Below are 14001 nucleotides of genomic sequence, written 5' to 3'. Positions count from 1 at the left end.
TGACCACTCTTCATCTGTTAAACTGCTTGAGTACATAAGTAATAAAAAATACTTTTAATCTCCCGGTACACCAGATCCCAAATGGGTTCTATAGAAGTTACTGATGTATTAGTATAAACTACTACTATTATGTAAGTATGGGGAATGAGTGAAATTTATGTGTCGTTTGATTTGACTATGCGATGCCTACGGCGGTCACTGACTTGTACTGAGTATCTCGGCTTCTCTACGAGACGCTACGCGAACGCTCGATGGAGCCGCAGTCCTTGGCGCAGCCTCTCCAAGAGTTGTAGCTTTGTCGTACCCCTACGGGGATCTTGCTAGCAAGAGCGTCTCGTAGAGAAGTGCGGTAAACTACGCACTTACAAAATTAGCTGCAAGTAGCTTTTAACTAAGCAGCTAGGCAATAATCAACAATTAAAAATTAAAAATCAAAAAAATTCTGATTTTTAATTTTTAATTTCTCTCCCTTAGGGATTAATTTGTAGTTTGTGCAGCTAGCATCTGCTTCAGCTTTTCTAATTCCGAAGCCCAACGAGGATCTGGACGAATAGCGTCTGAATCTGTAGTTGTAGTCGTACTTTCACGAGAAGCTCCGCCACCGCCACGACGAGGCTTCTTAGAACCTTTCTCACGACGGCTACCTTCTCTATTAACGCTAGGAATGGGGGTACTCGTAGTAGTAGCAAGAGTAACTGCTTTAGGAGCTTGCTCCTCGCCCTCCTCACCCTTTGTCCGAGGTAATGCCTTCTCTAGCTTAATGGGAGTGTCTTTGAACATCTGACCATTATACTTTTCAATGATTTCGTCAGCTTGTTCGTCGTTGTTGACGGTAAGAAAACCGAAACCACGGCATTTGCCAGTTTTGCGGTCTTTAATTAATTTAGTAGTTACAGCATCACCTTCTGCTGCAAAAACTGCTTGCAGATCTTGACGATCTATTTCTTCTTTAGGCAAATTACCTATATATAGGCGAACGGGCATGAACTATACCTCCAGAGTTAAATGAACATGGCAAGGCGAGAAAACAATCACTTGGCTTTGGCTTTTAAATAGATGCTATTGACCAAGACTGCCATCAACCAATTTTTTTGCTCGAAACTGTCAACCTATACAATACAGTTTTTCGTCGGGATCAAGCTTGTTTAATCCAAAGGCTCACACTATTGTGAGCTAATAACACCTTAATTCTAAGAATTGTAAATTTAATAGCCTAGTGCCTGCTAAAATACACGCTTTCTTCCATGCCTTTTTCGCAGAATCAAATACCATTCCTTACATTACCACGGTATTTTCTACGTAGCTAGTTTAGCGCATACATTTGCGACGTTAGTATTATTGCATCGTAACATAACATAAAACCCATTTTTTTATTCAAGGGAGAATATTTTGAAACAAAAACCAGCCAGTGGCTGGTTAATTTCCTGCTGTGTTGGGAGGATAAAAAGGTATGGAGTGGGGAAAAAGCATCCGAGTTCATAACTAAGCTGTAGTGCTGAGTTATGTCGGTTGCTATTGTTTGTGTAAATAAATGTAACACTTTTCCAGAAAACCTGCAATTTTTGTTTACATTTCGGTTTGTCCTTCGTCAGTTGTTTATTTTCTTCTGACCAATGACTAACCACTGAGAAAAACGTATGCGCCCCAAGCCTGTGCTGCAACTGCCAAAAAAATAGACCAAATAGGATGAGGGCTATGAATGGTTTTACCACTTTGAGTTTCCAGGGTTTGGATATCGATCCAAGGTGTTGCTCCTCGTCGGAACCAACCTGTGACGATAATTTGCCGACCGATCAGATCCTGGTGATTGACTGACTGTCCTAGCCAAGAAACGTGGTGTAATTTCACTAAACCTGCACTGGATTGGAGGATTAAATCTTGCGCTAGGGAATTGCTAGTGCCTTGACGACCTAATAGTTTGCCCACAATCCGCACGCTGATACTGTCAATTGGTAAGGCACAAGGGTCAGCTAACAGGTTGGGTAGGCAATCAGTTTGCACGGTGGCAGGTTTAATATCGGGGAAAAAAGAATTAATCCGCATCACTGTACCGATGCTAAAGCCAATTAGAAGGCAGCCTGTAATGAAAGACCAATCTTCGTATATCCACTTTAGATTTAAAAACTTGAGTGCGAATGCTAGTTGCCACGTTAGCCAGACCAAAGCTGCAAACACAACCCCTAAAGGAATTCCTAACCAGGGAGCGATTTGTAATAAGAAAGACTGACGCTTAACCTTTGATGGTTCACTAGGAAAATGTAGTTCGGTGTCTAGATGCCAGTGACGGGCTATTTGGCAGAGGCGTTCGATGCGATCGCCCATCAGCGGATGGCTATTGTTAATTGTAAACCATTGGCGATAGGGATTGGCAGTATCCCACTTCAAAAAGGATTCAAAAGATAGATTGCTGGCAATAGTGCCCAAAGACAGGCTTTGTTGCTGACTCACTGGTGTCAAGAGATTTAAGCTTTCCAGTTGCCAACTGGTGTATTCTTGTTTTTCGATATCAGCTGCAATTCCAATGGCGATTTTGAGTAAGGCGCGAATCAGGGCATTGGGATTACCAGTAATTTCAGCGGCGACGCGATCACTATAATAAAGCCGCAACCGCGACAACCACAATGCAGTTCCAGTCAGCAAACACCAAACTCCATAAATTAGACTAGCCAGAATTGTCACCGGCCAGCGCCAAATTTTCCCTGATATTTTGTCTGCTAACGCCGACACTTGCTGATATAGCTTATGAGTTGGTAGTGTCACCAGCAGCAACAAAGACATCACAGCAAAATCCCAGTGAGCAATATGCCCTAGCTGCGTAGCGTAGATAGTGGCGATTTCATCATCTGCCAGTTGCTCTAATAGCCCTTGACTGACAACAATCCTGGCATTACGTGGTAAACTACCATAGGTCAGGATAATTGGTGCAGCCATTGGTAAAATCCGCAGTTTGGGTAACGGCCAGTGCCGCTGTTGGCAACAACGTTGTAGCACCCGAACGGCTTCGCGGCTATGGGCATTCAATACATCCTTGGGAAACTCTCGCTGACCATACAAGTTCGCCAGTAGCAGATCCAGCAACCAAGGTGATACTCCGATCAAAATTACCAATACTACTAGCAGCAATTGAGTAGGGTCGCGGTATAAAAGCTGCAACGGCTCCACATAGGGTAGTTTGACTAAAGTCAGGTTGATGAATCCCATTGCTAACTTGAGGATTTCTCGCATCACCCAAAATAGGGCGATGAATGTTCCTGCTGCCAGCAACCGCAAAGGAATTAATTTCGGTTTACGTAGGGGTTGCCATGCTCTGGCGCGTTGGGCTTGCCGCCAATAAATAACGCCGAATAATTTGGCTTGGGTGCGGGTAACGGAACCCATGAAACCGTTTAGGGGTGCAGTTGGTGGAGGTAGTGGTGTCGCTACTGTAGCTTTGAGTCTACCTAGTGGCACCATTGGCGGAGTTTCGTCGCTCTTGATTTCTATTACTTGATCTTCTGGCTTTTCCTCTAATGTAGAAGTTGTTGGGGGAGTAACTGGAGGAGAATCTGGGGGAGAATTCTCAAAGGCAACAAATCCAGTTTCGACATTTTTTGATTCTTGATCAGGTTTTTTACGTTTTGTCAGGTGTTCGAGAGCGCGTGTTGCCCACTCTTGAACTTGCGGATTGTTACTCTCAATGAGATTCTGGGAAATAGCGATCGCTTTGGGAACTTCGCCACAGCGAGCATAAGCCATCACTAAACCAACCTGGGCTTGTAAGCTAGCAGTCGCATGATTTTGGCTGCTAGCAATAGGTTCTAGTTGAGCGATCGCTGTTTGATAATTTCCCTGCTTGAGGGCAACTAAACCAGCCTCCAAAGACGATTTGGCATGTGAAGGCATACAAATTCTGGCACTCCAATCTTTTCTAGGTGATCCACGTTTGTGTAAAAGCGCGAACCTCGGATGCCGTGGAACTCAACCGCGCCAAGTTTTGCTTGTCAAGTGAATTATTCCTCCACTGGTTGTTGACTAGAAAATACTGGAGCGATGCCTACGGCGGGCTTTGCCAACGCGCTTAATTTTAACTCTGGATGGTCGCCAAGTAACTGTTGACAATTCCATTCATTCCGGAATAGCAATACTGGGCGTCCCATGCTGTCTTTAACTGTAGTGGTATTGAATATCCGTCCCACCTGTTCTAATGCTTCCCAACCACCCTCAACCCAACGGGCGACACTGTAGGGCAATAACTCTAGTAAGGTTTCTACACCATACTCGTTTTGTAAGCGAAACTGTACCACCTCGAATTGCAACTGACCCACCGCCGCCAAAATTGGATCGCGCTTGGCTTCATCAGTTGAATACATAATCTGCACAGCACCTTCTTCTCGCAATTCCGCAACGCCTTTTTGGAATTGTTTAGACTTCGAGGGGTTGGGATTCCTGAGAGTCGCAAACAGTTCCGGCGAGAAATACGGAATCCCCTCATATTCGAGCTTTTGCCCCGTGTAAATTGTATCCCCGATCGCAAAAACACCGGGATTGTTTAAACCGATCACATCGCCAGGATAAGCCACATCAATCGATTCCCGCTCTTGGGCAAAGAGTTTTTGCGGGCGAGACAGACGGATGAGTTTACCAATGCGGGCGTGATTCACCATCATATCTTTTTCAAACTTACCAGTGCATACCCGGATAAATGCGACGCGATCGCGGTGCTTCGGGTCCATATTAGCTTGCAGTTTAAAAACAAACCCCGAAAACTCCGGGTATGTAGGAGGAACTTCCCCAACACTACTGTAGTGAGAACCGGGTTTAAGGGCATAGTCGAGGAAGTACTTGAGGAATAACTCTACCCCGAAGTTAGTCATGGCGCTACCAAAGAACACTGGCGTCATTTTGCCTTCATGTACCAACTGCAAATCTAGCTCTGGGCCAACTCCTTCTAACAGTTCTAAATCATTTTTCAGTTGGTAGTAGAGGTCTTGTTCTAGCTGCTCTTCTATTCTCGGATCACCTAATTCTATGATCGTATCACGGGCTTCTCGGCTGCCGTGGGCGCTGCGTTCAAACAGATGAATTTGTTGCTTATGTCGGTCAAAAACACCTTTAAAGCGATCGCCCATACCAATCGGCCAATTTACCGCATAGGTTTGCAATCCCAATTCTTGTTCAATTTCATCCAACAGTTCCAGAGGTTCCCTTCCTGGACGGTCGAGCTTGTTGATAAATGTAAAGATCGGGATACCCCGCAACTTACAAACTTCAAACAATTTGCGGGTTTGGGTTTCCAAACCTTTTGCCGCATCAACCAACATTACTGCATTATCGGCGGCGGCGAGGGTACGATAAGTATCTTCACTGAAGTCTTGGTGTCCAGGGGTGTCTAATAAATTTATTTGACAGTCGCGATATTCAAATTGCAACACTGTGGAGGTAATGGAAATGCCCCGTTGTTGTTCCATTGCCATCCAGTCAGAGGTCGCCTTACGCTGTGCCCGTCGCGCTTTGACCGCGCCAGCTTCGTGAATTGCACCTCCGTACAGGAGTAGCTTTTCTGTTAGTGTAGTTTTACCTGCATCCGGGTGAGATATAATCGCAAAGTTGCGGCGAAGTTCAACCGCTTGAAGAAGTTCAGACTGAAGTTCAATTGACATAACTGTATTTGTTTGTGACTTAACTTAATTTTTTTCGACTCTGGCAAGTCTTTTAATCTTAAGACAACGATGCTCGTGATAGGGTCGTAATATAATCAACAAGCTAACTAAATAGGAGAAAGGAATGTACGACACAGACAAGCGAAAGCTTCTATCTGCCTTGTCTCATGGAGCGATTTTTTTCAGCACAACGTTGGTATCTGTAGGTATACCTATTGCCATATTGCTGGTATCGGATGATCCTGTTGTTAAAGAAAACGCCAAAGAATCCATCAATTTCCACTTTAATGTCTGGTTTTATGGAGCAATTCTGGCAGTGCTGTTTTTTCTATTCGGTTGGTTGGTGTTACCTCTATTATTGCTGGGGCCACTAGCGGGTTTAGGATATCTATTGCACTGGGGATTAACAATTTGGGCGCTCGTCGGAGTTTTTAACAATCCTGATATACCCTTCCGTTATCCCTACATTTTCCGATTTATTTAGCAGAAATTAACATTGGGCACTTGTACTGAGCGTTCGCGTAGCGTCTTGTAGAGAAGCCGTTGGCGCAGCCTCTCCAAGAGTTGTATTGGGCAAACAGGGCATTTGTACTGAGCGACTTGTGCCGAGTTTAGCCTGAGCGGCGTCGTTGGCGCAGCCTCTCGTAGAGAAGGGCAAAGCCGAGGTAAGCCGTTGGCGCAGCCTCTCCAAGAGTTGTATGGGGCATTGGTAATTGTGAATTATTTACTATTAAGCTGTTGTGCCTTGAGTTTGCTCGAGACCCGATAGCCAGGATTTTTATTACCAACAGAGGGTCTTACCATTTTGAATTTTGAATTTTGAATTGCTTACTATGTTGTTTTTTTTCTAGTCCGTCGGATAAATGCAAGCAAGCTGTAAAATACAAAATTGCCCCACAGCTTGATTAAGAGTAGGGCAAAAGACAGTTAAGCACTGTTTGTAGTCTGTCTGACGGCAGGAAAGTTTTAGCCTGCTTTTGTGACGCTTTGTTTTGTGTCCATTTGCGTTGTTTTTCATCATAAAATTTTATGTTTCCTATACATCGCCCCCGTCGTCTGCGTACCCATCCCCAACTGCGCCGGATGGTTCGTGAAACTGTTTTGACAACAAGCGATTTAATTTACCCACTATTTGCCGTACCAGGTGAGGGAATCGCTAATGAGGTGAAATCGATGCCCGGAGTCTACCAACTTTCGGTAGATAAAATTGTCGAAGAAGCAAAAGAAGTTTACGACTTAGGAATTCCTTCGATTATTCTATTTGGTATTCCAGCTGATAAAGATGTGGATGCCACTGGCGCTTGGCATGATTGCGGTATCGTCCAAAAAGCAGCGACGGCGGTAAAAGCAGCAGTGCCAGATTTGATTGTAATTGCTGATACTTGTTTGTGTGAGTACACCAGTCACGGTCATTGTGGTTATCTGCAAGTTGGTGATTTAACAGGACGAGTTTTAAATGACCCAACTCTGGAATTGTTGAAGAAAACAGCAGTTTCTCAAGCGAAAGCCGGTGCCGATATCATCGCGCCTTCAGGAATGATGGATGGGTTTGTGCAGGCAATTCGTGTGGGTTTGGATGAAGCCGGATTTCAAGATACGCCGATTTTGTCTTATGCTGCTAAGTATGCGTCGGGTTATTATGGGCCATTTCGGGATGCAGCAGACTCGACACCGCAATTTGGGGACAGAAGAACTTACCAAATGGACCCAGGTAACGCCAGGGAAGCAATTAAAGAGATTGAATTGGATATCGCTGAAGGTGCTGATATGCTCATGGTTAAGCCAGCTTTGGCATACATGGACATTATCTGGCGGGTAAAGGAAGCGAGTAACTTGCCAGTTGCAGCTTACAATGTTTCTGGTGAGTATGCGATGGTGAAAGCTGCGGCTCTCAATGGTTGGATTGATGAGGAGCGGGTGGTTATGGAAACTTTAACTGGGTTTAAACGGGCTGGCGCAGACTTAATTTTGACTTATCATGCCAAAGATGCGGCGCGATGGTTAAAGTAGGCTGGGCGATTCAAGGGTAAGAATTTAATAAATCTCACGCAAAGGCGCAGAGGCGCAGAGTTGTGTTTTGGTGTCTGGGCGTGAGATTGTAATATTTTGGCTAGTATTGAAACATTGCTTTCGTAGTCTTTCTAGGTTCTGTTGATGCAACTCTGGGAAGTTTTCTAAATCATCTATTGACTGTGGTGCAGGAAAGATTACAGCGTCTTCAGAGGTGAATCTATCTAGATAAGTTTGAAAAGCTTCATCATCTTCTCTATGGTCAAGGATATATTAACGCAATTGGGCACGGGGCATTGTCATAAAATCTAGCTTACTCATACATATCTCCACTTCCCGTCTAGGTAAATTATAATTTCATTTTCTTCACCAGCGAGAATTACAATGTTTTTTGTTCGTTCATCGTATTCGTACTAAAAACAGAGGTGAATACATTTTAGTAGCCCAAAAACTTAAGATAAACAACGTTTTCAATTGATTCTACAGTAGGCATCTTTAAATTATTGCTACAACAGATTTTTTCCTCTGACGTGACTTCAGTTAAGTTGGGATCTTTCAACCGGGAAATTTTATATTTATTTTATACATTAGTTCTAAGTTTTATTACGTAAAAAATAGCGATATTTGCCAGAGGGGGAGGCGATCGCTCATAAAACCTCTAAAATCTAAATTAAATAGCTTTGATATAGTTATGGCAATTACTCGCTCTATGCTTGGAGCGGCTCGTTTAAAAAACCAATCTCTAACTAGTGCGATCGCTCACCGTATTTGCGACAGCAGCACGATAAAATTCTAAAACCATAATCATGCTAAAAGGTCTAAATGGCAGAAACACTATTCTTCAACGCCTTACGGGAAGCCATTGATGAAGAAATGGCGCGTGACTCCAGCGTATTTGTTCTTGGTGAAGATGTTGGACACTACGGCGGTTCCTATAAAGTTACCAAAGACCTGTACCAAAAATATGGCGAACTCCGCATTCTAGACACGCCTATTGCTGAAAACAGCTTTACTGGTATGGCAGTGGGAGCAGCGATGACTGGGTTGCGTCCCATAATCGAAGGTATGAATATGGGCTTTTTACTGCTCGCCTTCAACCAAATATCCAATAATGCTGGGATGCTGCGCTATACTTCTGGCGGTAACTTTAAAATTCCGATGGTAATTCGCGGCCCTGGAGGTGTGGGAAGACAGCTAGGAGCAGAACATTCCCAGCGACTAGAAACCTACTTCCAAGCTGTGCCAGGGTTGAAGATTGTTGCCTGCTCCACACCAAGAAACGCCAAAGGATTACTAAAATCTGCTATCCGCGATGATAACCCTGTGTTGTTCTTTGAACACGTTCTGCTTTACAACTTGAAAGAAGATTTACCAGAAGAAGAATATTTACTACCCCTAGATAAAGCAGAGGTTGTGCGCCAAGGAAAAGATGTCACAATTATAACTTACTCACGGATGCGGCATCATGTGTTACAAGCAGTAAAAACCCTTGAAAAACAAGGATATGATCCAGAAGTTATCGACCTGATATCTCTCAAACCATTAGATTTTGATACTATTGGCGCATCAATACGAAAAACCCATAAAGTCATTGTTGTGGAAGAATCCATGCGAACTGCGGGCATTGGAGCAGAAGTCATCGCCTCAATAAATGATCGCTTATTTGATGAATTGGATGCGCCAGTACTACGACTTTCTTCCCAAGATATCCCCACACCTTATAACGGCAATCTGGAACGACTAACAATCATCCAACCAGAGCAAATAGTGGAAGCTGTAGAAAAAATGGTAGCTTTGCGGGTTTAAAAGTTAGGAGTGAGGAGTTAAGAATTTTAAAGTATGAGTCTTAACTCTTAACTCCACCAATTTTGGATTTTAGACTTCGACTGAGCGCTCACACCGAAGTCCAAAATTCAAAATCTAAAATTGAATGACTATCCAACTCCTAACTCCTAACTCATAACTCATAACTCCTCAAAAGAGCGCTATTATAGCGTTTGTCAGTTGCGAGTTATGGTATGCAAAGACAGCGATCGCTATTAATTTTAATTTTAGTCCTGATAATCGCCGCGATAACGGTGATTGCCACAATTCCGATACCCCTTGGGCTGGACTTGCGCGGAGGCTCACAGCTAACAATTCAGGTGAAACCATCACCGGAAATTCCCAAAATCACCGAACGAGAATTGGAAGGTGTGAAGAAAGTTGTCGAAGGTCGGATTAATGGTCTGGGTGTTTCTGAGCCAGTCATCCAAACAGTCAGCTCAGATAAAATCTTGGTGCAACTACCAGGGGTCAATGATCCAGAGCAAGCCGAACGGGTGCTAGGGGGGACGGCGCAGTTAGAATTTCGTAGCCAAAAGCCGAATACAGAAACCCAACTGTTTGCTTTCCAAGCATCTAGATCCGAATTGAAAGTCAAGCAAGAAGAATTGAGAAAGAGTACTGACAAAGCAGCAATTGCTAAGAATCAAGAAGATTTACAAAAAAGTAATCAAGCGATCGCCCAATTGTTTGAAAGCACTAATCCACCGCTAATTGGCAAATACCTCAAGGATGCCTATGGTGAACCCACTCAAAATAACAACTGGCATGTTGGCATTCGCTTCGACCAAAAGGGTGGTGAACTGTTTGCCAATTTGACAAAAAATCTTGCCGGTACTGGGCGTAGTATTGGTGTTTTTCTGGACAATGAACTGATCAGCGCTCCTACCGTGGGTATAGAATTTGCCGCCGCTGGTATTAGTGGTGGCTCTGCCGTAATTACAGGACGTTTTACCGCACAACAAGCCAATGACTTAGGTGTGCAACTACGCGGTGGGGCATTACCCGTACCAGTAGAAATAGTTGAAAACCGTACTGTCGGAGCAACCTTAGGTAAAGATAGTATTCAACGCAGTATTTACGCTGGTATTGGCGGATTGCTGTTAGTATTGATTTTCATGTTAGTTTACTACCGACTACCAGGATTAATTGCCGACTTTTCTTTGATTATCTATGCGCTATTGACCTATGCCACCTTCGCTTTGCTAGGCATTACATTAACTCTCCCCGGTATTGCTGGGTTTATCCTCAGTATCGGTATGGCAGTTGATGCTAACGTATTGATTTTTGAGCGCACCCGTGAAGAACTACGTGCTGGTAAAACTTTATATCGTTCTGTAGAGTCAGGATTCTACCGAGCTTGGTCTAGCATTTTAGATAGTCATGTCACATCATTAATTTCTTGTGCAGCACTGTTTTGGTTAGGAGCAGGTTTAGTTAAAGGCTTTGCTTTGACATTGGCGCTAGGGTTAGGGGTGAATTTATTTACTGCAATTACTTGTAGTCGCACACTGCTGTTCCTAACATTGGGATTTCCCAAATTGCGTAAGCCAGAGTTGTTTTGTCCCAATCTCTCAACGTCAATTAAGTCTGGTGCGGAGGTGCAGTCATGAAATTTAGTGTCGTCAAACAGCGGAGACTTTGGTGGACAATTTCTGCCACCCTGATGATCATTAGCATCCTGGCGATGCTGATTTCTTGGCAACAACTAGGCGCACCGCTACGTCCCAGTTTAGATTTTGTTGGTGGTACACGACTACAATTTGAACGCGATTGTACACAACCAGACAAATGTACTCAACCGATTAATATCTCTGATGTCAGAGAAGTAGTTGACGCTCAAAAGCTGAATAATAGTAGTATCCAAGTTGTTGGTAAAAACCAACAGGGAATATCCATTCGCACCAAGACATTAGATGTGGAGCAACGCACCCAGTTACAAACAGCTTTGAGTGAAAAAATTGGAGCCTTTAACCCGAAAGCTACTCAAATTGACACTGTTGGCCCGACACTTGGTCGTCAGCTATTTACCCAAGGGTTATTAGCTCTGGTTGTCTCCTTTGCTGGGATCGTTATTTATTTGAGTGTGCGGTTCCAGGTGGACTATGCTGTAATCGCAATTATTGCCTTGTTCCATGATGTTTTGATTACGCTGGGTGCTTTCTCCATCTTGGGATTAGTAGCAGGTATTGAAGTTGATAGCCTTTTCGTCGTTGCTATTTTGACTATTACTGGTTTCTCGGTGACAGATACTGTGGTCATCTACGATCGAATTCGGGAAATACTAAATCTACATCCTAACGATCACATTGACAAAGTTGTTGATGATGCAATCAATCAAACTTTAACGCGATCAATTAATACCACGTTCACCGTTTTGCTAACATTGTTTTCCCTATTCCTATTTGGCGGCGAAACCCTGAGAAACTTTGCCCTTGCCTTAATTATTGGATTCACAATGGGTGCATATTCAAGTATTTTCATTGCCGGTTCTCTGCTCGCTTGGTGGCGAGAGCGCAGGAGTCAATACCAGGTGGTGGAGAACGCAGAGCCAATTGATACATCTGCCAGTTCTCAGGATAGTTAAACTTGTGTGCATTTCACAATTGGGTTAAAGCATTTTGAATTGCTCATCTATGCTTTGCAATTTTATTCACCTATGGATCAACCTGAAGAACCATTAACTACTGACTCAGAATTTGAGAACTCTGACGCATCCTTTATTCAACAAGTACAAAGGCTACACAAACTGACAGTATATGGAAGATGGCTGTTTGTCGGTTGTTTGTGGCTTACCATTGCGCCTGTTAGCTTGTGGGATCTACGTGCAGAAATTTCTCTGTGGGAACAATATTTTACCTGGGTAGCGGTGCGATATGGACTTTTCTTCCATCCACTGTCTACCTTCGGTTTAGCCTTTTGTATTGGGATGACTGCTGCTGTTTTAGTTTGGCAAAGTCGAAATATCTTACTCGGACTACCACAGCAGGAAAAACAACGTTTAGAAAAACAAGTTTATCGGATACGTCAGCAGGGGCCTACTCATCCTCTGTGGAAGTGGGTTTGTAATTAATTTTTCTTTCTCGTTGCATATACATATACACGTACAGCAATTTCTCGCAAAATATGACTTAACTATACAAAGATACTGCCAAAAGTGGATGCCATATGAACGAGTCTCAGATTCAATTTAGCGATCGCAAGTCTGAAATTGACCTTCACCAACTGCAAGAACTGTTAAACGTTTCAGCTTTCTGGGCAAAGGGCCGCAGTATTGAGGATTTAGGTATAGCTATTGCTAATAGTGAGCCAGTGATTTCCGTCTGCCTTCGCGATCGACTAATTGGCTTTGCTAGAGCAACATCTGATGGCATATATCGTGCCACGATTTGGGATGTTGTGATTCATCCAGAGTATCAAAGTAGTGGGTTGGGAAGCAATTTAGTAAAAACAGTTTTGAGTCATCCTCGCATCAGGTGGGTTGAGCGTGTTTATCTGATGACTACTCACCAGCAGGGGTTTTACGAAAAGATTGGTTTTCAGCCCAACACCACCACTACGATGGTGCTATACAACCTAGCTAACCTTGCTTTCCTTGCTGCTACAGAAGATCAGCTTCAGGAATCACTAGGGGGATAGAGATTTGTAGTCTGGTAACCTGCCCAGATGCTTCCTTCACAATGGTAGAGGGCAGGATTTCTAACTTTCCTCCCATAACTTCCACTAAAGTCTGATTGATTAATAGCCTCATCCCGGGCGAAAGAGCAGCGTTATTTTGGTTAATCTGGCTTGGCTGCTCTTCAGATGTGATCAAATCAATCGGCTCGCTCCAGGGTATAGCATGGGTTGGTATATCCAGCCAAATGTTAACAAAATTACTTGTAGGCACAGTGCTGCTGGAAATACAAATGCTGCCTTCCTGCATCTGAGTAATGGCAATGTCTATTAAACTTATCAATATTTGGCGGAGCCAGAGGTAATCTGCCAAAACATAAATTTCTGGGTTGGCGGGTAACAATTGCAAGGGAAAATTGCGATTTGCCGCCAGCATATAAGTTAAGTTATGAACCTCTTCCAAAATTTGGGCTAATGGTCTGGGGTGAATATCTAATTTATTGCTACCATGTTCAGTTCTAGCAACGCTGAGAATTTCATCCATCAGCTTGAGTAGCTTCAGCGTTCGCTCGTGAGCTTGGGCGATAAATTCTCGCTCTTCAGCGGCGTCTTCACACAAATCTGACAAAATTAACTGATGCAAGCCAATCAGACCATTAAGGGGCGATCGCAATTCATGGGTAGTCCGCGCCAAAAAACCAGCTTTAAACTGGCCCATTTCCCTTGCCATTTGGTATGCCAGCTGTGTTTGCTGTAGCTGTTGCGATACTGGTGGCATATCCTCTTGATCTAATGGTGCTGGTGGGGATGAGCTAAATGAAACGTTTGACGATCGCGCAAATAACCGATGAAAACTTATACCTAGTGCTAGTCCTGCTCCTAGATATATCCAGTTGCTCCAATTCATAATTTG

13 protein-coding genes are annotated in these 14001 nt (G+C 43.6%); 7 read left to right on the top strand and 6 right to left on the bottom strand.

Features of this window, described 5'->3' with window-relative positions:
- Positions 1-477 precede the first annotated feature (477 nt).
- The 3 genes from V7K49_RS06330 to prfC form a co-directional block, all read right to left on the bottom strand.
- Positions 478-984 (bottom strand): RNA recognition motif domain-containing protein, encoded by a 507-nt coding sequence (locus V7K49_RS06330; RefSeq protein WP_334873949.1) that lies wholly within the window; start codon positions 982-984, stop codon positions 478-480.
- Positions 985-1617: 633 nt separating this feature from the next.
- Positions 1618-3882, bottom strand: a complete 2265-nt coding sequence (locus V7K49_RS06325) for a M48 family metalloprotease (protein WP_335204896.1) — start codon at positions 3880-3882, stop codon at positions 1618-1620.
- A gap of 107 nt (positions 3883-3989) precedes the next feature.
- Positions 3990-5639 (bottom strand): peptide chain release factor 3, encoded by a 1650-nt coding sequence (gene prfC / locus V7K49_RS06320; protein ID WP_334873956.1) that lies wholly within the window; start codon positions 5637-5639, stop codon positions 3990-3992.
- 124 nt (positions 5640-5763) lie between these two features.
- Between prfC and V7K49_RS06315 the strand changes: the two genes are divergently transcribed.
- Together V7K49_RS06315 and hemB are read left to right on the top strand one after the other, a co-directional pair.
- Entirely contained in the window at positions 5764-6123 is a 360-nt protein-coding gene (locus V7K49_RS06315) for a DUF4870 domain-containing protein (protein ID WP_334724089.1), read from the top strand.
- A gap of 545 nt (positions 6124-6668) precedes the next feature.
- The gene (gene hemB / locus V7K49_RS06310) at positions 6669-7649 is read left to right on the top strand and encodes a porphobilinogen synthase (RefSeq protein ID WP_273763867.1); all 981 of its coding nucleotides are present in this window, start codon (positions 6669-6671) and stop codon (positions 7647-7649) included.
- Between the two features lie 24 nt (positions 7650-7673).
- Here the strand turns inward: hemB and V7K49_RS34555 are convergent, their stop codons facing one another.
- Both V7K49_RS34555 and V7K49_RS34550 read right to left on the bottom strand, forming a co-directional pair.
- Positions 7674-7919 (bottom strand): DUF6887 family protein, encoded by a 246-nt coding sequence (locus V7K49_RS34555; RefSeq protein ID WP_442948643.1) that lies wholly within the window; start codon positions 7917-7919, stop codon positions 7674-7676.
- Positions 7920-7966: 47 nt separating this feature from the next.
- Complete coding sequence (locus V7K49_RS34550) at positions 7967-8029, bottom strand: hypothetical protein (RefSeq protein ID WP_442948642.1); 63 nt, start codon at positions 8027-8029, stop codon at positions 7967-7969.
- A 442-nt stretch (positions 8030-8471) separates the two neighbouring features.
- Between V7K49_RS34550 and V7K49_RS06305 the strand changes: the two genes are divergently transcribed.
- From V7K49_RS06305 to V7K49_RS06285, 5 genes are all read left to right on the top strand, one after another.
- Positions 8472-9455, top strand: a complete 984-nt coding sequence (locus V7K49_RS06305; RefSeq protein ID WP_292724784.1) for an alpha-ketoacid dehydrogenase subunit beta — start codon at positions 8472-8474, stop codon at positions 9453-9455.
- A 212-nt stretch (positions 9456-9667) separates the two neighbouring features.
- Positions 9668-11086, top strand: coding sequence for a protein translocase subunit SecD (gene secD / locus V7K49_RS06300; protein ID WP_334874519.1), 1419 nt, complete (start codon positions 9668-9670; stop codon positions 11084-11086).
- Positions 11083-12060, top strand: a complete 978-nt coding sequence (gene secF, locus V7K49_RS06295; RefSeq protein WP_334873961.1) for a protein translocase subunit SecF — start codon at positions 11083-11085, stop codon at positions 12058-12060. Before secD ends, secF begins: the two co-directional genes overlap by 4 nt.
- A gap of 72 nt (positions 12061-12132) precedes the next feature.
- Positions 12133-12546: a hypothetical protein gene (locus tag V7K49_RS06290; RefSeq protein ID WP_334873963.1), complete on the top strand. Its 414-nt coding sequence runs from the start codon at positions 12133-12135 to the stop codon at positions 12544-12546.
- 95 nt (positions 12547-12641) lie between these two features.
- The gene (locus V7K49_RS06285; protein WP_335204895.1) at positions 12642-13112 is read left to right on the top strand and encodes a GNAT family N-acetyltransferase; all 471 of its coding nucleotides are present in this window, start codon (positions 12642-12644) and stop codon (positions 13110-13112) included.
- On the opposite strand, the gene V7K49_RS06280 is transcribed toward V7K49_RS06285, so the two are convergent.
- Positions 13075-13995 (bottom strand): sensor histidine kinase, encoded by a 921-nt coding sequence (locus V7K49_RS06280; protein WP_334873967.1) that lies wholly within the window; start codon positions 13993-13995, stop codon positions 13075-13077. The genes V7K49_RS06285 and V7K49_RS06280 overlap by 38 nt on opposite strands.
- Between the last annotated feature and the right edge of the window lie 6 nt (positions 13996-14001).

The organism is Nostoc sp. (assembly GCF_036919675.1).
Lineage (GTDB): Bacteria > Cyanobacteriota > Cyanobacteriia > Cyanobacteriales > Nostocaceae > Nostoc.
This window is presented reverse-complemented; position numbering and strand designations above follow the sequence as displayed.